General features: G+C 45.8%; 20 protein-coding genes. 9 read left to right on the forward strand and 11 right to left on the reverse strand.

Annotated elements, in window-relative coordinates; genetic code table 11:
- Positions 1–54: 54 nt before the first annotated feature.
- Genes ACVBIO_RS14870 through ACVBIO_RS14880 form a run of 3 tightly spaced genes read left to right on the forward strand, consistent with a single transcriptional unit; the run spans position 55 to position 3,197 of the window.
- Complete coding sequence (locus tag ACVBIO_RS14870) at positions 55–786, forward strand: glycosyltransferase family 2 protein (RefSeq protein WP_447159067.1); 732 nt, start codon at positions 55–57, stop codon at positions 784–786.
- A gap of 2 nt (positions 787–788) precedes the next feature.
- Positions 789–1,454 (forward strand): TVP38/TMEM64 family protein, encoded by a 666-nt coding sequence (locus ACVBIO_RS14875; RefSeq protein ID WP_447172908.1) that lies wholly within the window; start codon positions 789–791, stop codon positions 1,452–1,454.
- Positions 1,455–1,475: 21 nt separating this feature from the next.
- Positions 1,476–3,197: an ArnT family glycosyltransferase gene (locus ACVBIO_RS14880; RefSeq protein ID WP_447172917.1), complete on the forward strand. Its 1,722-nt coding sequence runs from the start codon at positions 1,476–1,478 to the stop codon at positions 3,195–3,197.
- A 584-nt stretch (positions 3,198–3,781) separates the two neighbouring features.
- Here ACVBIO_RS14880 and mutM read toward each other — a convergent pair.
- Entirely contained in the window at positions 3,782–4,597 is an 816-nt protein-coding gene (gene mutM, locus ACVBIO_RS14885; protein WP_447163095.1) for a bifunctional DNA-formamidopyrimidine glycosylase/DNA-(apurinic or apyrimidinic site) lyase, read from the reverse strand.
- Between the two features lie 119 nt (positions 4,598–4,716).
- A complete protein-coding gene (locus tag ACVBIO_RS14890) occupies positions 4,717–5,169 on the reverse strand; it encodes a hypothetical protein (protein WP_447172909.1) in 453 nt (150 codons plus the stop codon).
- A gap of 602 nt (positions 5,170–5,771) precedes the next feature.
- On the opposite strand from ACVBIO_RS14890, the gene ACVBIO_RS14895 reads away from it, so the two are divergent.
- The 3 genes from ACVBIO_RS14895 to ACVBIO_RS14905 all read left to right on the forward strand — a co-directional run bounded on the left by ACVBIO_RS14895 (position 5,772) and on the right by ACVBIO_RS14905 (position 9,844).
- The gene (locus ACVBIO_RS14895; RefSeq protein ID WP_447172910.1) at positions 5,772–7,799 is read left to right on the forward strand and encodes an Ig-like domain-containing protein; all 2,028 of its coding nucleotides are present in this window, start codon (positions 5,772–5,774) and stop codon (positions 7,797–7,799) included.
- A 236-nt stretch (positions 7,800–8,035) separates the two neighbouring features.
- Positions 8,036–8,290, forward strand: a complete 255-nt coding sequence (locus tag ACVBIO_RS14900; RefSeq protein WP_447172911.1) for a hypothetical protein — start codon at positions 8,036–8,038, stop codon at positions 8,288–8,290.
- A 792-nt stretch (positions 8,291–9,082) separates the two neighbouring features.
- Positions 9,083–9,844: a hypothetical protein gene (locus ACVBIO_RS14905; RefSeq protein ID WP_447172912.1), complete on the forward strand. Its 762-nt coding sequence runs from the start codon at positions 9,083–9,085 to the stop codon at positions 9,842–9,844.
- A 166-nt stretch (positions 9,845–10,010) separates the two neighbouring features.
- On the opposite strand, the gene moaA is transcribed toward ACVBIO_RS14905, so the two are convergent.
- From moaA to ACVBIO_RS14935, 6 genes are read right to left on the reverse strand one after another with little or no spacing between them, the layout of a single operon-like run.
- Positions 10,011–10,997 carry a GTP 3',8-cyclase MoaA gene (gene moaA, locus ACVBIO_RS14910; protein ID WP_447172913.1) on the reverse strand — a complete coding sequence of 329 codons (987 nt, stop codon included), beginning with the start codon at positions 10,995–10,997 and terminating at the stop codon, positions 10,011–10,013.
- 20 nt (positions 10,998–11,017) lie between these two features.
- On the reverse strand, positions 11,018–12,817 hold the full coding sequence (locus tag ACVBIO_RS14915) for a bifunctional molybdopterin-guanine dinucleotide biosynthesis adaptor protein MobB/molybdopterin molybdotransferase MoeA (RefSeq protein ID WP_447172914.1): 1,800 nt from the start codon (positions 12,815–12,817) through the stop codon (positions 11,018–11,020).
- Between the two features lie 8 nt (positions 12,818–12,825).
- On the reverse strand, positions 12,826–13,428 hold the full coding sequence (mobA, locus tag ACVBIO_RS14920) for a molybdenum cofactor guanylyltransferase MobA (protein ID WP_447159058.1): 603 nt from the start codon (positions 13,426–13,428) through the stop codon (positions 12,826–12,828).
- A 52-nt stretch (positions 13,429–13,480) separates the two neighbouring features.
- Positions 13,481–14,239, reverse strand: coding sequence for an ABC transporter ATP-binding protein (locus ACVBIO_RS14925; RefSeq protein ID WP_447163091.1), 759 nt, complete (start codon positions 14,237–14,239; stop codon positions 13,481–13,483).
- Positions 14,240–14,255: 16 nt separating this feature from the next.
- Positions 14,256–14,963: an ABC transporter permease gene (locus tag ACVBIO_RS14930; RefSeq protein ID WP_447172915.1), complete on the reverse strand. Its 708-nt coding sequence runs from the start codon at positions 14,961–14,963 to the stop codon at positions 14,256–14,258.
- Entirely contained in the window at positions 14,960–15,772 is an 813-nt protein-coding gene (locus ACVBIO_RS14935) for a substrate-binding domain-containing protein (RefSeq protein ID WP_447159055.1), read from the reverse strand. Before ACVBIO_RS14935 ends, ACVBIO_RS14930 begins: the two co-directional genes overlap by 4 nt.
- 276 nt (positions 15,773–16,048) lie before the next feature.
- On the opposite strand from ACVBIO_RS14935, the gene ACVBIO_RS14940 reads away from it, so the two are divergent.
- Positions 16,049–17,431 (forward strand): sigma-54-dependent transcriptional regulator, encoded by a 1,383-nt coding sequence (locus tag ACVBIO_RS14940; RefSeq protein ID WP_447159139.1) that lies wholly within the window; start codon positions 16,049–16,051, stop codon positions 17,429–17,431.
- Positions 17,432–17,464: 33 nt separating this feature from the next.
- Positions 17,465–19,603, forward strand: coding sequence for a sensor histidine kinase (locus ACVBIO_RS14945; RefSeq protein WP_447159054.1), 2,139 nt, complete (start codon positions 17,465–17,467; stop codon positions 19,601–19,603).
- 667 nt (positions 19,604–20,270) lie between these two features.
- On the opposite strand, the gene ACVBIO_RS14950 is transcribed toward ACVBIO_RS14945, so the two are convergent.
- The 3 genes from ACVBIO_RS14950 to ACVBIO_RS14960 all read right to left on the reverse strand — a co-directional run bounded on the left by ACVBIO_RS14950 (position 20,271) and on the right by ACVBIO_RS14960 (position 23,083).
- Positions 20,271–20,729: a GNAT family N-acetyltransferase gene (locus tag ACVBIO_RS14950; protein WP_447159053.1), complete on the reverse strand. Its 459-nt coding sequence runs from the start codon at positions 20,727–20,729 to the stop codon at positions 20,271–20,273.
- 121 nt (positions 20,730–20,850) lie between these two features.
- Positions 20,851–21,510 (reverse strand): 7-cyano-7-deazaguanine/7-aminomethyl-7-deazaguanine transporter, encoded by a 660-nt coding sequence (locus ACVBIO_RS14955; RefSeq protein WP_447159052.1) that lies wholly within the window; start codon positions 21,508–21,510, stop codon positions 20,851–20,853.
- Between the two features lie 214 nt (positions 21,511–21,724).
- Positions 21,725–23,083 carry an isochorismate synthase gene (locus ACVBIO_RS14960; RefSeq protein ID WP_447159051.1) on the reverse strand — a complete coding sequence of 453 codons (1,359 nt, stop codon included), beginning with the start codon at positions 23,081–23,083 and terminating at the stop codon, positions 21,725–21,727.
- A gap of 484 nt (positions 23,084–23,567) precedes the next feature.
- On the opposite strand from ACVBIO_RS14960, the gene ACVBIO_RS14965 reads away from it, so the two are divergent.
- Positions 23,568–24,805: TonB-dependent receptor (locus tag ACVBIO_RS14965; RefSeq protein WP_447172916.1), on the forward strand; the 1,238-nt coding region annotated here is incomplete at its 3' end.

Genomic DNA, 24,805 nt, shown 5'->3' on the forward strand with positions numbered 1-24,805 from the left:
CAAAGATTGAACAGGGCTAAGTTTAGCTCTAACAACTTTTTTGGAGTACATATTTTGATTTCAGTCGTTATCCCAGCAAAAGACGAGCAAGCTAATATCGGTCCCTTAGTCGAAGAGATCCATCGAGCCCTAAAAGATAAAACGCCTTTTGAAGTGATAGTTGTTGATGACGGCAGCAGTGATGATACTTTTGGTGAGTTGCTGCGCACCGGCGAGCGACTCGGTTGTGCGACGAAAGCAATTCGTCATCAAAAAAGCACCGGCCAAAGTACCGCGCTGCATACTGGCGTACAAAACGCCAGTGGAGACATCATTGCCACCTTAGATGCCGATGGTCAAAATGATCCAGCCGATATTCCCGCGATGTTAGATCTTATTCCCACCATGACCCATAGTGATTTTTGTATCGCCGGTTACCGTAAAAACCGTAAAGATACCGCCTGGAAACGCTTTCAGTCTCGTGTCGCCAATAAAATTCGCGACGCCCTACTCGGTGACGGCGTACCAGACACCGGCTGTGGCTTAAAAGTCTTTCCAAAAGCCAGCTTTTTAAAGCTGCCATATTTCGATCATATGCACCGTTATATACCTGCGCTTATTCGTCGTCATGGCGGTGAGATAAAAGTCTCGGTAGTCAATCACAGAGACCGCATGGAAGGTGAGTCAAAGTACACCGCATGGAACCGAGTGTGGGTGGGCATTGTTGATATCATGGGGGTGATGTGGCTTAACCGCAGAACGCGTTTACCCAATGTGGTCAAAACTGAGACCACACAGGTCAAGTAACGATGAAGCGCTTAGCTAAAACATTATTGGTCATCACAATACTGGTATTGTTGATGTTTGCAGCCCAGCAAGGTCTATTTGAGCACTTAACCGATAGCAACTGGGTAGGCAACTATGTTGAACAGAACGGTAACAGCGCCTTGGCAGTACTGTTTCTCATGGGGGCGGCATTCACCAGTGTTGGTGGCCCACGACAAGTCATCGCCTTTGTATTGGGGTTTGCTTTAGGCGGCGTTTATGGTGCATTACTGGCCACATTGTCAGCACTGCTCGGTTGCGTGATCACCTTCTACTTTGCCCGGTTAACCTTCAGAAGCAGCCTTAAGAAACGCTTCAAAGATAAACTGTTTCGTTTCGAGAGGTTGATCATTCATCGTACTTTCTTGAAGGTACTGATGATTCGATTGTTACCTATTGGCAGTAACGCTTTAACCAACTTATTTGCAGGCACGACTCATGTGAGTGCGTGGAAATTTTTTGCCGGTAGCGGTATAGGTTACCTGCCGCAGATGCTTATCTTTAGTTTTGCAGGTGCAGGCATTGGCCTGTCAGACCACAACAACTTAATCATTAGTATTGTGCTGTTTATTTTCTCCTCTCTGATCGGTGCATACCTGTATAAAACGCGCTTGCGTAAACAGGTGGGCGAGATTGTTACCGATGAATAATAAGGTTTACTAAAAATGATATTGAAATCGCTACAACAACGATTCAATAGTGACGACTATTATCAAGTATTGAGCATGCTGCTGCTGTTTGCCGCGGTGATTTTACTGGTAGGTATTGGCTGGCGTTCTCCTTGGCCAGCTGATGAACCCCGTTTTGCCGAAGTGGCCAGAGAGATGGTGGATTCTGGGCAGTGGTTTTTCCCCCAGCGCGGAGGGGAGTTTTACCCCGATAAACCGCCAGTATTTATGTGGGCTATCGCACTATTTTATGGCTTAACCGGCAGCTTAAAAGTCGCCTTCTTATTGCCAAATGCCTTAGCGGGTTTTCTAACGCTATTTTTGGTTTATGACCTAGGCTCAAGACTGTGGAATGTGCGTGTCGGCCGTAATGCCGCCTTGTTGTTGATGTTGGCGCCGCAGTTTTTAATCCAGAGTAAAAATGCGCAGATTGATGCCATGGTGATGTGTTGGATCACCTTAGGCTGTTATGGTTTGCTGCGTCACTTTATGACGGGGCCCCATTGGCGCTGGTATTTTGCTGGCTGGGCCTTTATGGGGCTAGGGGTGATCACCAAAGGCGTGGGCTTCTTGCCACTGCTGATGCTGATCCCGATTATCGCTTATGCGCTGATCCAAAAAGGTCTGTTTAAAGGCCGCCTTAAATGGTGGTGCCTAGCGGGGCCATTGGCCATGTTGGCGGTGATTGCCTGTTGGCTGGTGCCTATGGTGCTGATTGTTCAAAGCCAAGGCACACCAGAGCTAATTCAGTATCAAAACAATATTTTGTTTAAGCAAACCGGTGAGCGATACGTTAATGCTTGGCACCATATTGAGCCTTGGTATTACTTCTTGATGAGTGTGATACCTGTAATGTGGTTCCCGTTGCCGCTATTGATAGTGGCTCACTGGCAACGCTTTGTCGCCAAGGTTAAAGCCGAGCCTACCATTGCCATATTGTTGGTATGGGTAGTGCTAGTAATCGTGTTCTTCAGTATCAGTCCGGGTAAGCGAGGCGTGTATATCTTGCCTGCACTGCCAATGCTCGCACTCGCCTTATCGGCGATTATTACAGGTACCGAGCCTAAGCGTTGGTTTGAGTGGGGCCTAACAGGCTTACTTTGGGTGCTTGGCTTAGTGTTTACTACAGCGGGTATTTTGGCGCTAATTCATCATTCCGTCGTTGTTAAGGCGATGGCCGATTATTCGGCTGACTTAACGCATATGGGATACCTATTGCTGACGGTTGGTTTTATCTGGTTTGCGGTGCTCATTACGCTGCGCCGCTCACAAGCCATGGTGAGAATGGGGATCAGCCTAGCGCTGACATGGATTGTAATGAGCACATGGGGTTACAGTATTTTAGAGCCTATGCGTACGCCGCAAGCCTTAATGGCTAACGCTGCTAAGGCGATAGGTCCAGATGGTCAACTTGGCTTAGTTAAATTTAAAGAACAGTTTATCTTGTTCTCTCCTGTTGATATTACCCACTTTAGCTACCTTGCCCCGCTTGAGCAGCAAGAGCGAAATGCATGGCAGTGGATGCATGAAGGCGATAAGCGCTTTATCTTAGTCGGCGATCATCAACAGCTTAACTGTTTTGATTTTACTGGTGCGAAAAGCATGGGCGTCGCTCATCGCGATGATTGGGTATTGTTAAGCAAAGATAATTTGCTACCGACATGCGCCGAGCCAGATAGACGTTATCAGTATGTCACCCCGACGCCAGGGCGCTGGATGGATTGATCTTAGGTTCTAGGTCCTAGGAAAGGCAGGTCCTAGGATTTAGAGCTTAGTTCCTAGGTTCTAGGAAAAGCTGAGACGGTTCAAGCGAAGACGGAAAAGCCGGGAAAGTATGTTCTCTATATGTAGGTTGGGCTTTAGCCCATCAATTCTGTTTTATATAGGATTTGTCGGCATAAATGCCGACCTACAAAACGCTTAGACGGCAGAGTATATCTGTTCTTCTGTAGGTTGGGATTTAGCCCATCAAGCTTGGTTTATGTAAAGGATTTGTCGGCCTAAATGCCGACCTACGAAATGCTTAGACAGAAGAGCATGTATGTTCTTCTGTAGGTAGGGCTTTAGCCCATCAATTCTGGTTTATATAGGATTTGTCGGCCTAAATGCCGACCTACGGAAAGGCTAAGACGGTTTAAAAAGGTCCTAGGAAAAGCTAAGACGGTACAAGTCAAGATGGAAAAGCCGTAAAAGCTAAGCAAAGCCAAAGCTACGGTTTTGGCTTTTGCATTTGCTTTTCCTCGCAGGGCGCAGCCCGTCCTAGAACCTAGGTCCTAGAAGTGAGCTTGCGAACGCTCTCGCACCTTCTTTTAAAGCTTTTGGCAAAGGCTACAGAAAACCGTCGCCCGCTGGCCAAGCTTTATTTCACTCAGCATATGTCCGCACTGAGTGCAGGTCTCGCCGCCACGCCCATAAACATGCAGCTTTTGCGCAAAGTAGCCCGGTTTGCCATCGGCATTAGTAAAGTCTTTTAAAGTCGTACCACCTTGCTCTATCGCCCTTGCCAAGATCTGTTTCACTTCGCTAACCAAAATAGTAATACGCTCTGCATCGACTTTGCCAGCTTCAGTCTGTGGATGAATGCCTGCGGCAAACAGCGCCTCATTCGCGTAAATATTACCCACGCCAACCACGATATGATTGTCCATCAAGCAGAGCTTTATGGCCTTCTTCTTATTGGCTAAAGCCTCAAGCAGGTAAGGGGCATTAAAGGCATCAGTGAGTGGCTCTGGGCCCAGTTTTGACAGTAATGGATGGGCTTGCTCTGGCAGTTCACACCATAGCCAAGCACCAAAGCGCCTTGGGTCATTAAAGCGCAGGGCTTTACCGCTCGCGAGCACCAGATCAATATGATCATGCTTTTCCACTGGCGTGGAGGCGGGCAGAATACGAAGGCTACCCGACATGCCTAAATGCACTATGGTGGTTCCCGCATCCGTATCAATCAGCAGATACTTAGCACGGCGGCGTACATTGCGAATGGTCTGGCCGATAATCTGCTTAGCAATGTCGGGGACTGGCCATCTAAGTGAAGGGTTACGGATGATTAAGTCAGTCACTTCATTACCAATAAGGTAAGGCGATACACCTTGCCTGGTGACTTCAACTTCGGGGAGTTCCGGCATGTATTCTCTCTTTTATGGTTATTTAGTGATGGCTTGAATTTCGCGATACGACGAACTTACTTTACGTTCAGGATTAGAGCCTATATTACGCACTTAGCTTGCTAGCCTAAATTACTAGCTTAGTTTGCTTGAGCACGAACAATAGGGATTAAGCTTTCACGTAAACTTGCTGGGATCTGATACCAATTCCCAGCCGGTGACTTTAGCAAGCCTTGCTCACTAAATAAAATCCACAGCTGTGCATCAATCAGGTCATTGACCTGGATCACCAGCTCTATAGGCTCGCCTGAAGTTTCAGGATTATCGGTGAGTGCCGAGATATGCACTTGTTCCCACGCATTAGACCACTCTAAACAGTTGAGCACTTCGCTGCTACATTGCCAACCAGACTGGCGTTTTTGCAGCCAAAGCTCACCGTATTGTAACTGGGATAGCGGCGCAGCTTTGTCGAAGAGTGCCTGAGTCTGCAGTGGCGTTATTTTGCTGTTATCGTCAATGACGGTAAGCACTGAAATCATCAAAATAGATGCGAGGATGATGATGGTGTTCCACTTTTTGCGAGAGAAAGCCATGTTGGGAATTCAGCTTTTTGTTTTATTTAGGGGATCTGATAAGTGTATCTGCAAGTGGGTGGAACCACAAATAGTTGGTTTCAAGCTGGCGCTTGGGCTTTTAAAAATGAGCCATCGTGCGAATCAGCCGAACTTGAAGATGTTACCGAGGCTTAAGAAGCGCATGTTGCGGAACTGGTTTTCCGGTGCGCTTAAATGCGACGAAATCTAAAAAATATCTCAAACCTGTATTCTGCCAGATAAACAAAACCCGACATTAGCGTCGGGTTTTATGTATAGGGCACATGAATTAACAGTCAAACACTGTGGCTACAGAAACCACCAACAAGCGAAACAACGGTTCAAGCAGCAGTTAATCACTCCCTGTATCAGTGGTGGAGTTTTATACCGCAATCCAAGCTTGAGTCTTGCCAATTAACTGTCAGAAGGCCTAATTTATTACCTTTATATTGTAAGTTGCTGCCTCGGTAGGTTTTGAACCTGATGGGCAAGTAGTCGATACTCTACTGTTTAGTAAATTAAAATATGAAATCTTGCCAATATTCGCCTATACCTATTGAGTGCATAATTTTTATACACCTGTTTTTTATATGGAGATAGATATGGTGTCATATACCAAGATACTCGCGCTTATTTTATTTAGTTTCATATTAACGGCTTGTGGTGGGGATGATGGTGATGGGCCCGTTTGCCCGCCAAATGTGCCTTGTGAGCTGTTAGATAATAATGCTGCCCCAACGGCTGGTGAAACCGTCACTTATGAGGTCGTTTTAAGCATTACCGATGCCGAGGGTAATGAGATCTCGTCTATCTCCTCGATTAATCCTGGACGGCTAGTTGCTACCGTCACTGGGCTGACTGAACCGGTTATCGTCACCTTTAGTGGCACCTTAGGCGATTTACCTATAACGACTGCTGTTACCGATGATGAGGGCAATGCCAGTGTTGTTATTTACGCTGGAAGTCAGCTCGGAGCAGGCACGATAACTGCTAGCCTGGTTACGGGTGAGCAAGATACGGCAATCTTAGTCGTGGGTGCGACGAACCTAGAGATGGGAAGCGGCGATCCACTACAGGTTGGTGTTGCAAGTGTGAGTTCGAGTTCGCTATCTGCTGGTGGCACCACAAGCGTGTCGGTGTTGATTGTTGATGAACAAGGCTTACCTTTTAAGGAACCTGCAGATGTCTATTTCACATCGGCATGTGCACAGCTCTCGACGCCATTAGCCCAATTAGACTCGCCAGTGCTTTTGGTGGGCGGAGTCGCAACGAGTACCTATACCGCCAAAGGCTGCGCCGGTGATGACCCGATTAATGTAAAAGCAACGGTTGCAGGCTTGGACTTGATTGCTTCGGCGACCATTAATGTACTCGAAGCCAAAGAAGGCAGTATTAGCTTTGTCTCCGCAGAGCCTTCGTTAATCTCCATTAAAACAACGGGTGGCAGAGAGACTTCAGTCGTTAAGTTCCAAGTCTTTGATACCAGTGGTAACCCGGTCACTAATAAACCAGTCAGTTTTAAACTTAACACCGAAATGGGCGGAACCTACCTCAGTGATGAGCATGGGATCACCGATAACAGCGGTATGGTGCAGACGGTGGTGAACTCAGGAACAGTTGCCACAACGGTTCGAGTTATGGCCACCGTTGATGATAGCGATCCACAGCTTATCACTCAGTCGAGTAAACTGATTATCTCTACCGGTATCCCAGATCAAGATAGCTTCACTTTGGCTATCAAAACGCTAAACCCTGAGGCTTATGATATTGCCGGTGTTGAGGTTCCTGTCAGTGTTTTCCTTGCTGATGCGTTTAATAATTTTGCACCCGATGGCACCGCTGTGTATTTCACCACAGAGGGCGGCGCTATCGATGATTCCTGCTTTACCCTAGATGGAAAGTGCTCTGTAGTTTGGCGAAGCCATAATCCAGCGCCTGAAGATGGTCGCTCCACTATCACTGCTTATGCATTGGGGGAAGAATCTTTTCCTGACTCCAACGGTAATGGCCGTTTTGATGCCGATGAGGTGCCTTTATTCTTGTCGGTTGGTGTTGATGGCAAACCATACGATATGGATGAAGCGTTTAACGATTACAATGAAAATGGAATATATGAGCCTGAGAACCTAGAAGAGCTCATCGACTTTAATGTTGATGGTCAATTTACGGAGAAAGACGGGCTTTATAACGGAGTATTGTGTCACGAGTCCAATCTCGATAGTTGTGCTGACAACAAATCAATTCATATTAGGAGTAGTGTCGTTATTGTAATGTCTGGTAGTACCGCCGTTGGTTCTAATATTGTTGTGACCGATAGCGAGAATGATAATGGCGATCAAGAGCTAGACATTGTTGGAACTGATGTTGGTCAGGTGTCGCTAACGATCACAGATAGCAATGATCAGCAGATGCCAGCGGGTTCCGTTGTCACTTTTACCACGACAGTGGGAGAAGTTGTGGGGCAGAGCAGTTTTATATGGCCGAATAGTAATGAGCCTGGCGGACAGAGTTATGGTGTTGCTGTTAAAGGGGGAACGGATGTTGAAACGGGAGAGTTGGTTGTTGTGGTGAAAACACCGAGTGGGCATGAGTCAACGCCGTTGATTATTCCCATCAATATTACTCAATAGTAACTTCGCAAAAGGCACCTTTAAGGTGCCTTTTTTGTTTGTACTATTTTCAATAATTATTATCTCGCTATCGATGGCTCATCTCGATGCTGTTTCTACAAGTGTTTTTTATGACTTCGGCAACTTCGATGGGGAAATGGTGGTTTCTGCTTGTTAATCTATTTCATTTTTTTCGATGGATAGTCGCTTAATAAACATGAAATCAGCGACCTAGCTGATACTTGCAGAGAACAATCATGTTACCTAAAGAAATTGCTCAATTGGCTGTGCAGAAGCTAAATAAGAAGTTATCTAACGAAATTTTTTTGATCATTCAGAATGATCGTGAATTAATGCAGGCATACCTTAAGGCTGTTGAGGCTAGTGGTGTTGAGTCGGTAAATCAGCAGATTGGTAAAGAGATTAAGGCGTCTTACCAATTGGTTAATATCAATAAGCGCGAAGATGATCCGTCTTGCACTTTGATTAAGAGTCATCAGATGTTTGAGTAGCGAGACTCTTGCTCGTTTTTGCTTAATCTATCAGGCTACGCCTGACTTCTAAGTTAGACTTCGTCTAACAATTAAAGTCGTGAGCTTCCAGCTCACACACGGCCAAAAGGGGATCAACAGCAATCCCCTCTTGCCTATTTCTTTCATAAAGAGTCCCCTGTCGCCCCTAACGAAGTTGTTGATCCTCATACTTATGGATAAATCACTAACGCTTCCGATGGGGCATCCTGCCCCGCGAAAGCTAACCCGACATCCCTGTCGGATTCACGTGATTTATTCCAACGTACTTCGGCAACTTCGATGGGGAATGGGTGTTTTCTGTAACGTCTGAGTTGATGTTGATTTCGCTTTTTTTCTTTTGCTTTTTATAAGGCTAACGCAAGGGTGAAAGGTCGTGCTTTTCTGACCCAGTGCAGATGCGGCCGTGACCATCCATGACATGGATGTCATGGTCGAGCCTCCATGGATGGACTTGCCGCGTGTCACGGCAGTATCTGCACATACGCCTGCCGCAGGCAATTCGTTGCATCAAATTTAGGCCGAGAGTAATGACAATATTAGAGACAGAAATCGCAACAGTTAAGTTGCTGTAATTGCCCTTTCAAGAACATATATATATGTATTAATAATGCTTTAATTAATTTGATGTGATCTATTAAAACAATGAGTTATATTCAGTTGAATAAGATTGCCAAGATGCACTATTAATTTTAAATACAGTATGGATACCAATGTTGTTGGTTTGGCTGTTTAAAAGGTGTAATAAATTTTTGAGTTTTCGTAAGGAATAAAATGGCAGTAAATATTAACTCCGCATACCGAGTCAGAGAAATACTGAAAATAGTATCGACAAAACCTGATAAAACTCCGTGTCACGAAGTATGGTCAGAGGTTTTCAAAATTGAGGAAACAGATGCTAGCCGAAAGAACTTTAGAATCTCGCGATGCCTTGCTGATTTGCACGATGAGGTAGAATTCATTCGCTCTGAAATGCTCAAATTAGGCTATAGCTCAGAGCTTTATAATTCTAGTCTTAATGCGTGTAACTCTATATTTGCTGTTCAGTTAATTACAAGTCAGTGGTCGTCTCCAAAGCAGCAAATTCGGCCTGAAATTTTGGTAGCATTAGGGTTTTGCTCTGAAATTCTACCAAATGAAGAAGAGTTAGTTGATCTAACAAACTTAGAAGAATTAGCGTCAATGGCTGCCGAGCTGAAAAGTACGCTAGCGAGTTCGACTCTACCTCCATATACGATTCATATTATTGAAAAGCATCTTAGTAAAATTGAGGATGCAATTTCTAAATATCGTGCAGTTGGCTCTAAAGCATTAGAAGAGGTTGTTCAATCAGCTTATGGTGAGGTTATTGCCAACGAAGAAGCGTTTAAAGAAGCTAAAGGTAGCACTGAAGTACAAAAATTATCTGCTATGTGGCAAAAAACAAAAAGTGTTTTAGATGGCGTAGTTTCAGCGGAAAAACGATTGGGGGCTGCACAAGGAATGGCTCAAAAAGGTAGTGACTTATTGGAGTTCATTCAACATATAGCTCTTTAAATTAGGTGCCATGACCTGTTAAGTGCAGTGCCTCCAAACAAAACCCGACAGTGACGTCGGGTTTTATGTATCTAGCGTACAGCTAACTCCAAGCTAACAGTCAAACTCTGTGGCTGCAGAAAACACCAGACCACCAACAAGCGAAAACTAACTGTTCAAGCAACAGTTAACCGCCCGTTGCATTCATAAACCGCAGGATCTGGGTTTCGCCATTTGGGTCAAAATGGTGTTCCTTGGGCTTGTGTTGAATGCCGTCTAGAATCGCGACTTTAAGCTTTTCTATGTCACCGGGGAACTCGCGTACAATCGCTTTTAAGTCGACCGAGTTTTCGTTGCCTAAGCAGAGTAACAGTTTGCCCTCTACGGTGACGCGGACGCGGTTACATTCGTGGCAAAAGTTGTTGCTGTGTGGCGAGATAAAGCCTACGTGGATGTCGCTGCCGGGCATGGTGAAGTAACGCGCAGGTCCACCTGTACGGCGGTTTGAGGCGATAAGCGGGTAACGCTCGGTGATAATGTCCTGGATCTCTTTACTGCTGCAATGGCGGCTGCGCTTGCGCTCATCGATTACGCCAAGCGGCATCTCTTCGATAAAGGCGATATCTAGGTCACGCTCGCGGCAAAACTCGATTAAATCTAAGACTTCATCATCGTTTTGACCACGCAAAATCACCGCGTTGATCTTAATCTTTTTAAAGCCCGCTGCAATGGCGGCGTCGATACCCGCGATAACGCGGTCAACTTTGCCGTTACGGGTCAGCGTGGTAAACAGATCCGGCTTTAGCGTATCTAGGCTGATGTTGAGTCGGTTTAACCCTGAATCATGCATCTCTGCCGCGAAGTGGGTTAAACGCGAGCCGTTGGTTGTCATCGACAACTCTTCAAGCCCAGGTAACTTACCTAATAGCTTCACTAGCTGATCGCAGTCGGTGCGCACTAACGGCTCACCGCCGGTTAAGCGGATTTTCTTTACGCCAAGTTCGGTAAAAGCTTGGGCAACCCAAGCTAATTCTTCCAGACTTAACACATGCTCTCTGCCTAAAAAGCAGGGATCTTCGCTCATGCAATACACGCAGCGAAAATCACAGCGATCAGTGACTGATAGGCGCAGGTATTCTACCGTGCGACCAAAAGTGTCAACGATTAAACTCATACTAACTACCTACATGACCTCTATAGAAGGTCGGCAAAAGGTTGAATATAAACTGTGTCACCTGGATTTAACTGGTCATCTTTCTCGCCTATTACGATGAGACAGTTTCCTTTTACCATTGAGCTAAGCATCCCTGAGCCCTGAGCACCTGTTGTGGTTACATGTAACTTGCCGTCAGCAGCTAAATGATAGATGCCGCGGGTAAACTCTGTTCGGCCAGTACGGCTGCGCAGCGGTTTGTCGGTAATCGCGGGTACCATAGCCGGTGCCCAGTTTTGCTCGCCTGCAAGCTTACGAATTGCTGGCTGTACAAATTGTAAGAACGACACCATTACTGCTACTGGGTTACCCGGTAAACCGAAGAATAAGCTATCGTCGATTTGGCCAAAGGCTAGTGGGCGACCCGGACGCATATTGATGCGCCAGAAGTTAATTTGTCCGACCTGTTCAAGTACGGTTTTAATATAATCGGCGTCGCCGACTGATACACCGCCTGAACTGATCACAATATCTGCCTGCGCGGCGCCATCTTTTAACGCTTGCGCCAGTGCCGCTTCTGAATCTTGAATAATGCCTAAATCGATCACTTCACAACCTAGCTTTTTCGCCATCGACTTGATGGTGTAGCGGTTAGAATCGAATATGCAGTTAGCCTTTAATGGCTCCCCTGGCTGGCAAACTTCATCGCCAGTTGAGAACACGGCAACTTTTGGACGTTTAAATACCGGTAACTCACCAAAGCCAAGTGAGGCGAGTAAACCTTGCTCTGCAGCGTGCAAGCGAGTGTGGGCTGCAAGGGCTATTGCACCTTGAGCAATGTCTTCACCCGCTTGGCGTACGTGCTGGCCTAGGCTCATTTCACCTTCAAAACGCACTTTGCCATCTTGCTCGTTGGCAAGCTCGCGTAGCTGAATCGTGTCTGCTCCTGCTGGCAATGGTGCGCCTGTCATAATGCGCACGGCTTCGCCAGCGGCAATGGTGCCGTTGTAAGCGTGGCCAGCCATCACTTCGCCAACCATCTTGTACGCTGCGCTGCTGTCATCACTCAGTTTAAAGGCGTAACCGTCCATTGCTGAGTTGGTGTGCTGTGGCACATCGACAGGTGAAATGGCGTCGCTTGCAAGGATACGGTTCTCTAGTTCATCAAGCTCAACCGCTTCAGTTGCGGTTACCGGCTTAACGTAAGATAAAATCTTATCGATACCTTGTCGCACTGACAGCGTGCTGCTGTTATCTAACTCGCAGCCACAGGTTGGCGCCATAGGTAAATCAACCGGGCATGGCTTCCATGCGGCAATGTACTCACCCACATAGTCAGCGATTTGCTCAATATTATTGATGTCTAAGCGGCGTAGTTCGCTGGGTAATTCGGTGTCATCACAGCAGGCAATGGCTTGAATATTATCATCATTGGTATGGATGAAAGGCTTGCCATGAGCGGCGCGGTGCAGTTCAATTTTAGGCAGTTCGAGCTTTTTAAAACCTTCAACGAGGACGATATCAACCTTGTCGGCTTCAATCTGTTTTAGCAAATGTGGTAGCTCAGGGTCGCCGTCTTTGGCGTCTTCAGTCATTAACGCCCAGCGTACATGAGAGGCAACCAGCATCTGCTTTGCGCCTGCTTTGCGCATTTCATAGCTGTCTTTACCTGGAATATCGACGTCGAAGTTATGATGAGCATGCTTAATGACTGCGAGTCGCACACCTCGGCGATTAAGCTCAGGGATTAATTGCTTTAACAATGTGGTCTTGCCTGTGCCACTGTAGGCGCAGAATCCGAGTACAGGAATCGATAACGGATTAGTAAAAGGTATGCTCATTTACACCTCTAGTGATTTTTTTCATTAGCTATGGCTTCACCTAGCTGCTGTTTTTGTTCTGGTGTGTTCACGTTTACAAATGCATTTGGCTGATCTGAAAACTCGGTGACCACATAGTGATGCTTGGCGTACCAAAAATCGATTTTGCGTTCGCCAGCATCTAAAAATGCTTTCATGGATGCACGTAAACTTGGCTTGAGCAGCATGACGACAGGTTGCTCGCGTTTACCGTCACTCGCCACAGCGAGCTCGGCATCTTCAGCCGTTAATTTCGCTAGCATTCTAGCGACTAAATCTGTTGGTAACAGTGGGCAATCGCAAGGAACGACCAGTAAATATTCTGCATCGGTATTGCTCATTGCGGTGATCATGCCAGCTAGTGGGCCTAAATAGCCGCTATCTTGGTCACTGATCACTTTAAAACCAAACTCAGAATAACGGTTTTGGTTTCGATTTGCGTTGATCAGGATCTCCTTAACTTGAGGTTTTATCCGATCAATAGCATGTTTAATCATCGGCTGATTTTCTAGCTCGACTAAACCTTTGTCGTTTCCACCCATGCGTCTGGCCATACCGCCAGCAAGGATTACTGCATCAACTCGTGCTGTCATCACTGTTACCCTATTGTTTATTGCAGTTTTACTTAAAACTTGCTCATTTAAGTTACCCAAGCGATACGTTCAAATTAGCTGAAAACTCAGCCTGCGCATCATTACTGCTTTTAAGAGCGCAAAGTGTATCGGTGGTAATGGTTTTATCGCTAATCAGCCAAGCATGATCGCATACTTTGGTTAACATACAAGTCTGATGGCTACTAATTAACATGCCAGTTCCCTGCTGTTTTAAGTCGCTAATCATCTGCAAAACTAAATGTTGCGAGTGTTTATCCATATTAGAGGTCGGTTCATCTAGCATCAGTAGCTTGGGCTGGATAATCCAAGCTCTAGCAATCGCTAAGCGCTGCTTTTCTCCGCCAGACAGGCTAGAAGCGGCTTGGGTCAACAGGTGGCGCAACTGCGCTTTGTCGATCGCTTGCTCGGTTCGAGCTTTGAGAAGCTGTGTATCTGCGTGTAAGAATCTTAACGGGTAGGTCAAGTTATACAACACGCTACCTTCAAACAAGTAAGGGTGCTGGTGCAAATAAATGGCCTTGCCGGTGATAGAGTTGCTACGCCACCAGGGGGCAATGCTAAAGCCTTGGGCTTGAATCGTCCCCGATGTTGGCTGAATAAAGCCTGCGAGCAATTTCATCAAGGTGGTTTTACCGCAGCCGTTGTCACCTTGTAGATGAATGACTCGGTTTTGTTCAAACACTAATTTAGCAGCGCTAAACAGATGCTTGCCTTCAAAATGCATCTCAAGATCCTGTGCAATGATCCTCGCACCCGCTTTTGTATTATTGCTTGCTGTTTTCGCTGCCATGATAGATGCCATTTGTTTAATGACTCCTCGGCTCGGCTTTGCCTCTAAGTGTACCTAGAGCAAAGTTTAAAATGAGTGCTAGAACGAGTAGTACAAGTCCGAGTGCAATCGCTTGGGCAAAGTCACCTTTACTGGTTTCCAGTGCAATTGCGGTGGGAATATTACGTGTGACGCCAGCAATATTGCCGCCGACCATCATCGAACAACCAATTTCAGTCAATATACGACTAAACGCGGCAACAATAGCTAATAATAGTGGAACTTTAAGTTCTCTGCAGACTGCCCAGATGGCACTTAATGCTGGTGCACCTAGTGTTCGAGAGGTTTCCCATGCACGGCGATCAACACTGGTAAAAGCCGCTTGGCTCATGGCAACTAATACAGGAGCGCAAATTAGCATCTGGCCTAAAATCATGCCTTTTTGGGTGAACAGCCATTTGAGATCGCCAAGGGGACCCATGCGGGTTAGCAGCAGATAGACCAGCAGGCCGATGACAACTGTTGGAATAGATTGCAAGGTTTGGATTAGATTGGTGACTAACCAGCGGCCAGGAAAGCGAGTAAAGGCCAACAGAAAGCCCAGCACCATAGAAGGCAATAGCGTGATAGCTAAAGCCGCAAATGAGACTGAAAAAGAAACAGCTATAATGGACCACACTTCTGGGTCCAATGAAAACAGCAGGCTTAATGCCTGCTGTATAAGGGCTAACCAGCTTTCATTCATTCGCTATATGTTGCCTTGAACAATTGTTCTCCCTGAACTTTATAATTGTTGATCATGCCTTGCGCTTCAGCGCCGATCAGCCAGTCGCTCAATGCTTTAGCACCCTTGTGGTTTAGTGTTGGGTACTTAGCTTCACTGATGAGTATGATTTGGTATGGGTTAGCCAGTGCTTTACCGCCATCAAAATCTACTGCTAGATCTATTTTACCTGAATAAGCAACAAAAGTGCCACGGTCAGATAGTGTATAACCTTCTAATTCGCTAGCCATTAGTAGCGTTTTGCCCATACCTTGACCAACTGCAGTGTAACCTTTGAATTCTGGAGTAATATTAGCATTCTTCCAAATAAGCAGCTCTTTCATGTTGGTGCCGGAGTTGTCACCACGTGAGATAAAAGGTACACCTGATTTAGCGATTTTAGCAAAGGCTTCTTCAGCGGTTTTGCTTGAACGAATTTGAGCAGGATCGTTCTTTGGACCTAACACTACGAAGTCATTTTCCATAATGCCACGTGGTAGACGGCCGTAACCCTCTTCAACGAATTTTGCTTCAGCGCCTGGCGCATGAGTCATCACAACGTCCACGTCACCCTGGCGAGCAAGCTTAAGGGCTTTGCCGGTACCTGTTGCAATAACTTGTACTTGGTAGCCTGTTTCAGCTTCAAATTTGGGTAATAAATTCTTCAGTAGACCTGAGTTTTCAGTACTAGTCGTGGTAGCAAGCTTAATGACTTCGTTAGCTTGAGCTGGCATACCAACAAATAGCGCAGCGGTAACCGCAAGACCAATAACGCGTTTAAGGTTTAGCATTTTTACTCCTTGGAAAATAAAATGGGCTACTCGATACCTGAGCACCTGATTGAAATCGAATTCAATCGACTTAAAAGCAAGTTTGATGCCATGCTTGGTTTGCGTTATTTCAGTTCACATTTGTAACTCATGTGTGATCTTGGTCGCGTTGATGGCAAAAAAAGCACAGACATTATGTCCCAAGATCGCGATTACATGGTTCATAGTGACCTATTTGAACGGGTTAGATGTTAGACTTGATGCATAATGAGTCAAATTGTCCCTCGGCCAGACAAGGTGGGACAGAGAATAAATAATATGAAGCCACTTCCTTCTGCAGTATCTGTACTGATCGTTGATGATGAACCCGGCATGCGCAGCTTTTTAAAGAAAGCGCTTGCTAAAAAGTTTGCTTTAGTCGAAACCGCGTCCAGCGTCGAAGATGCTGAGCAACTGCGTTCGCGCTGTCATTTTGATCTGTTAATTGTTGATATTCGTCTACCCGGTCGTTCAGGTATTGAATGGCATGAGGCGCTCAACGATCAAGAACGCCGCTCTGATATCATCTTTATGACGGGCTATGCCGATATGGATGTGGCGATCAAGGCACTACGAGCTGGCGCGTCTGATTTCATTATGAAGCCTTTCCATTTAGAGCAGATGATGAAGGCGGTTGACCGCTGTATTGAACGTCGCTTGCTTAAGCGTGAAAATCTGATGCTGCGCCGAGAGGTGTCATTTAACCAATCCTCGACCATCATTGGTCAAAGCGATGCGATGACGGAAGTGAAGCATATTATCGAACGCGTCGCACCAACCAACGCCGTGGTGTTGATTGAGGGCGAATCGGGTACGGGTAAAGAGCTGGTCGCCAGACAGTTGCATATTCTTAGTGGTCGCCAGGGGCCGTTTGTGCCCGTTAACTGTGGCGCGATTGCACCAGAGCTATTAGAAAGTGAGCTGTTTGGTCATTCAGCGGGCGCATTTACCGGTGCAAAAGGTAACAGAGAAGGCTTATTTAGCTTTGCCTCAGGTGGTACAATTTTCCTCGACGAAATCGGTGAAATGCCACTTAAGATGCAAACGGCATTATTGCGCGTACTTGAGCAACGCACCATTCGTCCTGTGGGTAGCGAAAAAGAAATTAATATCGATGTGCGCGTGTTGGCGGCAACTAACCGTAAATTGTCGGAAGAAGTTGAAGCCGGCAACTTTAGACGTGACCTGTACTACCGTCTTAACGTGCTCGATATCGTGATCCCGCCACTGCGCGATCGCCCTGAAGATATCGTTGAGCTAACCCATCACTTTACTTGCCAGTTGGCAGCAGAGTTGGGGGTAAAAGAGGTGGTCTGGAGTCATGAAGACCTATTAAAGCTGCAACAACACGAATGGCCAGGTAATATTCGTGAATTGCGCAATATGATTGAACGCTGCATTTTGTTAGGTAAGCCACCCGCCGAGTACTGGAAAGCACAACCTAAGGCTGAAATGCTGGTTGAGTCGGGTTATCCATTACAATGGGCGCTTAAAGACGTTGAGCGTGACCATGTGACACGTGTTGTTGATGTGCATGGTGGTAATAAATCAGCCGCCGCGCGCGATTTAGGTGTGTCACGTAAGACGCTAGATAGAAAATACAAAGAGTGGTTCGGCGGCGAAGCCGATAAAGAAGAATAACAATAACAATGAGATCGCTCTAGGGGAGTAGCTGTGTCGTTTTTTTCCAATATGTTTGGTGTGAGTTGGCAGCAAATGCAGGCTAAGGTGCGTTATCGCATCTTGATTTTAACCTTGTTGCCTATCTTACTAACCTTAGTCAGTTTGGTTTTTATTACCATATATTGGAATATAAGCTACACAGGTAAGCAGCTGTTTATGAAGGTCAAAGCCGATTTGACCGTGGCAAACAGCACTCTAATTACCGTCCAGGATAATCAAGAAAAACAGCTTGAGTTGGTGATGGAGTCCTGGCCGTTTCAGAATGATTTTCGCCAAATTGGTAATGACTCCAAGCAACAGCGCAATAATCTGCAGCAGGTTTTAGACCAGGCCAAAAAAGATCTTAACTTAGATTTTTTACGGCTGATTAGTGTGTCTGAAGCCGCGGCCGATCCCGATTTAAGGCAGATGCTTCCCCACATCGAAGGCGTGGCACCTTTCTCTGGCTTAATGGTACTCGAACCAAGCCGTTTAGCCCGCATAGACCCTGAACTCGCCGACAGAGCCCAAGTGACTGTAATGAAGACATTGCGGGCACAAGAACCCAGTAAACATTTAGAAAAACGTGGCCTGTTAAGCAGAAGCTTGCTGCCCGTTGCTGATACCAATGGCAACGTTTCCTGGTATTTAGATGGCGGTATCATGCTTAACCGTGACACCCGTATCGTCGATCACATTCGCGACTTAGTGTACGACAAGGGCACATTACCAGAACGCTCAATCGGTACAGTCACCATCTTCCTCGATAATATCCGCATCAGTACCAACGTTCCGCTGCATTTCTTCCCTCAAGGGGATGACAAACAAGGTCGAGCACTCGGCAGTTTGGTGTCATCTGAAGTGCGCGAAAAGGTGCTTAATCAAGGCCTACTCTGGGTCGATAGAGCATTTGTTTTCAACGATTGGTTTATTTCAGCCTATTCACCACTAGAAGATATTAACGGTAAGCGTATCGGTATGATCTATACCGGATTTTCTGAGTCGCCGTTTATCCATAATTACCTGCTTAACATTATTGAGCTCGGGACTATCTTGATGTTGGTGTTGCTGGTCTCTGGTTGGCTGGTTTATCGCGGTGCCTACAGCTTATTGCAACCGATAGAGCGTATTCACCATGTGGTAAAGGCGGTGCAATCGGGTCGTAATTTACGCATAGGATCATTGGGTCTAGACAGTGGCAATGAGCTGTCTAACCTCGCAGAGCAGTTTGATCGCATGCTGGATCTTCTGCAGCGACGCAACACCCAAATTCAAGCCGCAGCCGAGCAGTTAGAAGTTAAAGTTGAAGAGCGTACTCGCAGCTTGCAAGAAAAAACTGAAGAGCTACAAGCTAATGTGGCACTGCTTAATGAGACTCGACAACAGTTGGTGATCAATGAAAAATTGACCGCGTTGGGTGAGCTTACAGCGGGTATTGCTCATGAGATCAATAACCCGACAGCGGTGATCTTAGGCAATATGGAATTGCTTAAATACGAGCTAGGCGATAGAGCTGATGACGTTGAAGAAGAGATTGAGCTAGTGATCCAGCAAGTGGGTCGTATTAGCACCATTATCCGCAGCTTGTTGCAATACAGCCGTCCAGGGGAGTTTAACGCCCCGTTAGAGATGCACCAGATCACCCCCATTATCGAAGAGATGCTGGTATTAGTGCGCCACTCGATTCAAAAGCAGCAAGTGGTGCTTAACCAAGAACTCAATGCGAGTTATCCCATTCAGGTGAACCGCCCGCAACTGCTGCAAGTGCTTATTAATCTCGTGGTAAACGCCGCCCATGCAATGAACGGTAAAGGCCAAATCTGGATCCGTACCTATGACTGGGTGCAGCATGGCGAGCCAGTTGGAGTGAAAATTGAAGTCGAAGATGAAGGTAAGGGTATTCCAGAGGAAGAGCTTAACCGTATTTTCGACCCTTTTTACACCACGCGTAAAGATGGTACTGGATTAGGCTTATCGCTGAGTTACGGCATTATTAAGCGTATTGGTGGCACCATTGAGGTGAGCTCTACAGTAGGCAAGGGTAGCTTGTTTACTATTGGTTTGTACCATAAGGCCATCGAAGACCAGAGTAATACTCCCTATGAAGGCTTGCAGTTTAGCGGTAAGCATAGCGATATGTCGAAAGACTAGCTGCTTAATCAGATCGCTTAAACAAGAGCTCTTGCTCAGAGCTCTTAAACAAGAGTGTTTCAGTAGAACGCTTGAACAGGGCCTTTTAAAGAGTATGGCCAATGCGGTGTCGCTTGCCTACATGCAGGTATTAATCTCAGCACAACTGAATGACAGATAAAAAAATAGCCAGGAAATAATCCTGGCCACAAAGAGTGTGTGAGCAATGTCGTGCTTAATAAAACTCAAACTTTAAGGAGATGAGATGCCTTTAAGTATTAGCGAGTTTCGGAACGCATGCAAATAGTAATCATTATCATTTGATCTTGCAAGTACAATAACCAATCAAATCGTAATCATTTCAAAAATAAATATTACTTGATTTAAAACAGTATTTTAGCTTTCGTTATTTACATTGAAAACCCACTCAGTTTCAGACTGAAATATGTATTTCTTTGAACTTAACTCAAAAAAATAGCCAGGAAATAATCCTGGCCACAAAGAGTGTGTGAGCAATGTCGTGCTTAATAAAACTCTATTGCAGATAAAGATGATGAGAACTTTATGTGTTAATCCGAGTTTTGGAACGCAAGTTAACAATATTCATTCTCATTTGGGTTTGCAAGTTTTATTACGCACTTTTAGCCAATTTACTCACTTATTTCACTAACAGTTATACCCAGCAGTATTAAAAATGCTTTTGTAAGTGCAGCTTATTCTGGCTGTGATTTTGAGCATCGCTAACCATAGCGGTGATCTGATATTGATTACTGATCAGCATGTTTAGCATGCTAGGGAAGCAGTTACGGGTTTTAACGTCGATACGTTGATAGCCTTGCTCAGTCGCCCAGCGTTCTTGATACTCAAGTAAGCTCTTAGCTAAACCTAGACCACGAAAATCAGGTGTGACTCCACCTAGCCAGCTGTAAAATACCTGGTCTTCAGTTTGGTAGCCAAGTTTAAAACCGGCAATTTCACCTTCGACTTTAGCAACAAGCAATAACGCAGGGCCAGCAAGCAGGCGCTGGCTGATCTCTTGGCTAGCGTAACCTTGTTCAAATTCAGGAATGGCAGAATAGACAGTCTGGATCAGCTCAAGCACTTCAGGCGTAAACTCAGTTACGGCTTCAATTTCAATGGTGTACATTTCTAACTCTCAATAACTTCGCCAGTTCACCCTGTAATACAACCAAACCATTGGCTGAAAGGTGAACGAATTGGCGAAATTATAACAGGTCAGTCCAGTTGTTGTTAAGCGTTAACTGCCGTTAGCTGGCGGTTTTACGAGCCGAATCTTGTAAGATCTTATCTTGTAAGAACTTTAATAACAGACCGTATACGGGCAAGAACAGGCCTAAACTAACAATTAGCTTAAATCCGTAATCCACAGTGGCGATTTCTGGCCAGTGTGTTGCCATAAACTCGTCAGTTGAAGCGTAGAAGGCTAGGCCGAAGAACACGATAGTGTCTATCAGGTTGCCGACTATGGTAGATGCTGAAGGTGCAACCCACCAAGACTTGGTCTCTCTGAGCTTGGCAAAAACAAAAATATCCATCAGCTGCCCAACCAGATAGGCCGCGAAGCTTGCAAAAGCGATTCGGAACACAAAACTGTTGAACTCAAGTAGTGCTTCAGCGCCTTGGAAGCTACCTTGGTGGAATACCACGCCCATCAAATAAGAGATGATCAGTGCAGGTACCATGGCGAGGAAGATAATTTTTCTTGCCGCTTGCTGGCCGAATATTCGAACCGTTAGATCGGTAGCTAAATAGACAAAGGGAAAGCTAAATGCACCCCATGTGGTATGGAAGCCAAATATCTGAAAGGGAAGTTGTACAAGGTAGTTACTCGCACAAATAATAACAATATGAAAGCCTGCTAATAGCAGTAATGCACGGCGAACCTGTGCAGGGGTTAACATCAACATCTTGTGGCCTTTTTAAATAAATCGGGCGGGGTTAGGGAACCCGCAATAGCGAACATCGCTATAATTTTACAATTTTTGGTTAAACAGAGTGGTTCGTCCCCTACTTAATATAGGGGGCGCAAATTATAGAGCAGTTTTTTATTTGAGCAAGCGTAAATCTCAGCAGCAGCATAATTTCTGCGTGCTGAGTATGATTAGCAATAGGGATTAAGCGTTACAACTCAGTCAATATCGATAAAATCGTAGTGAGTTTGTTCTCAAGCTCGGTCCACTCTTTATCGGCTTCTGAGCCCGCAACAATACCTGCGCCAGCAAATAAATTGATGCGGCCTGGTTCAATCAGTGCACTGCGTATTGCCACGGCAAATTCGCTTTCATGCTTATTAAAATACCCACATGCTCCCGCATACCAGCCTCTAACGTAGCCTTCTTGCTGACGAATAAAGTTCATCGCCGACTCTTTAGGCAAGCCGCCTACGGCAGGTGTTGGATGCAGCGCCTGGATCAGCTGAAAGTCATTCACACCGGGCTTTAGCTCGGCACGAATAGAGCGGTGCAGATGCTGAATGTGGCTTAGTTTGAATACCGTTGGTGTTTCATCAGCGCCGACATAATTACTGAGTGGGTTAAGAACATTAACGATATGCTGTCTAACAAGTTGGTTTTCGTGGCTATTTTTAGTGTCATCCAGTAACGCCTGCGCCAGTTCTTTGTCTTCTTCTTGGTTTAGCCCGCGCACAGTCGTGCCCGCTAGCGCCTCGGTAAATAGTTCACGTTGACGACGGCGATATAAGCGCTCAGGGGTGCAAGAGATAAAAGTACTGTCTGGGCTAAACTGAAAGCCAAACTGAAAACTGGTTGGATTACGTCCTTGCCAGCAGGCCAGTAACATCCAAGGGTCAACGACTTCATTGATCTCAAGTTGAGTCAGTCGAGACAAAACCACTTTAGGGGTGTCTTCAATAAATTTAGGATGGGTGACACGATTAACCAATTCGTTCCAACGATACTTATCAGGGCGATCGCTACGGCTCATCAGTGCCACTTTGTTAGGTGGTGCTAATGGCTTAGGTGCATCTAATGCTTGCAATGACTGTAGCGCATCATCAATTTCTTGAGCGAAAGCTTGCTCGGTAAAATTGAGGTTAACTAATAGTTTGAATTCGTTACCACTGCGGCGAAGCTCGATGCGCGGCAGAATAAAATGTGCTTTACCAAATTCAGGCCAGCTTTCATTGCGGCGATCAAAAGCCACGCCACCGTAATAGCGTATATCTTGATTGTTGGTAAGGGACCGCTGTTTTTGATACTCAGCAGAGAGCTCACTATCATCAACGTCATCGCCAAAGAAAAAATCTTTGCAACAGCCAATGGCTGCAACTTCTTCCTGGGTATCACGGCCTTTCCAATACACTCTAGGGTAAGTGGTTTGCGCTGCCAGCCAGGCAATCACCGGGATCGGCGAAACCACCACAGACAGCTGCACAATAGGGTCGCTGTTTGGTTGAAGAGTAAAGGATTTGATTTTGTCGGTTAAAGACTTAATAGCTTGAGGCAGCAAGGGGATGGTCAATAAGTACTCCAAACAAATATCATTAGGGCTTGCTTAGAGGAGCTGCCTCTAATTGGGATACACCCATCGCACATTGGTAATAAGAATCTTTACCACAAACTAATAGTCTGAGCATGCAGTGTCAAGTCGATTACTCTACCTGTGTGAGCTTCCACTGACTATTTTATCAGCATGGTTTAGATTTAACCGAAATCATTTCCTTATTCTTTAGTAATAACCTTAGTTATAGCCACTTAGCCACTTAGCCACTTAGCCACTTAGCCATTACCGATACCCAGTGTGCGTTTTTTAATCTGTGACATTCGTGCCCCCTTTTGTCCTTTGCACACAAAGTGTGGGTCAATTTGTCCGTCATTGAGTTTCCATTCTTACCTTAAAGTTCAAATTAGTCGATCTAAGTTTGTTTTATGATTTTATTTACTTGAGAGATAGGCGCAGCTTTTTGAGAATAGCGAAAAACAGATCGTTAGGATGATGAAACTAGATGAAAATGAAACAAAAAGTGCTGAAAGTATCCACATTAGCATTGGCGATGAGCTTAGCTTATCAAGTTCAAGCTGATGAACTTGAGCGAAACCCTATTCTCGACGTAACAGAAGTGATTGTGGTTCACGGTGAACGTGCTTCAGTAACTGAAGCGGCCACGACTCACTGGAGCCTGAATGAAGAAGAGATCAAAGCGTCTGGCGCACAAAGCATTGATCAGATATTAAAAAACGTGCCGGGTATCTACGTTAGAACGGGTGGCCAGGGTACACCTCGCGTGGACATTCGCGGTTTTAAAGCGCGCCATGTGATTTACCTTATCAATGGTGTACCAGCCAATGATGCAGAAGATGGCCAGTTTGACCCAAGCCTTATTCCAACCTCTCAAGTAGCCTCTATAGAGGTATCGGTCGGTCCTTCATCTGTGCTGTACGGCCCTGGTGGCGCTGGTGGTGTGATCAATATTATTACTAAGCAAGGTGACAATGCGCCAGCGATTTCTGGTCGCCTAGAAGCGGCGCGAGACAACACTTTTAACGGTGATTTAAATGCAGCGGGTAGCGGAGATAATTGGCAAGGTCTAGTGAACTACACACGCCAGCAGACCGACGGCTGGCCAATGTCTCATGATTATAAAGATACCGAGTATCAACAAGGCGACGTGCGTGAAAATGCCGATAAGACCTTGAATAACTTCTATGCCCAAGGTAACTACTTAATTAACGATAATACTCAGTTGATGGCAAACATGAGTTTCCGTGATGGCGAGTGGGGTAAGCCTAGTCGTGATGGTCGCGGCACTGGCAGCGTTAAATTTGAACGCGTTGACGATTATCAAGCTAAAACATTCCAGTTAGGTGTCGCCCATAAATTCAATGATATGTTCACTCTGCGTGGTTTTGGTTATCACAACCAGAGCGATGTATTAGAGACCCAATACAAAGATAACACCTATCAAGCCATTAAGGCTCAGCAAGATGGTCGCTCTACCGTACAAGGCGGTAACTTGCAGTTTATCTCTAACTTCGATGATGCCGGTGTATTCACTACAGCTTTGATCGCAGAGAAGCAAAGCTGGGAGTCTGACGCTGTAGCTGCTAATGACGCTGCAACGTATAGCGGCGGCGGAACTGGTGGTGGAAGCGGTGGCGGAAACGGCGGTGGAAGCGGTGGCGGAAACGGCGGTGGAAGCGGTGGCGGAAACGGCGGTGGAAGCGGTGGCGGAAACGGCGGTGG

The organism is Shewanella sp. 0m-8, from assembly GCF_052977265.1.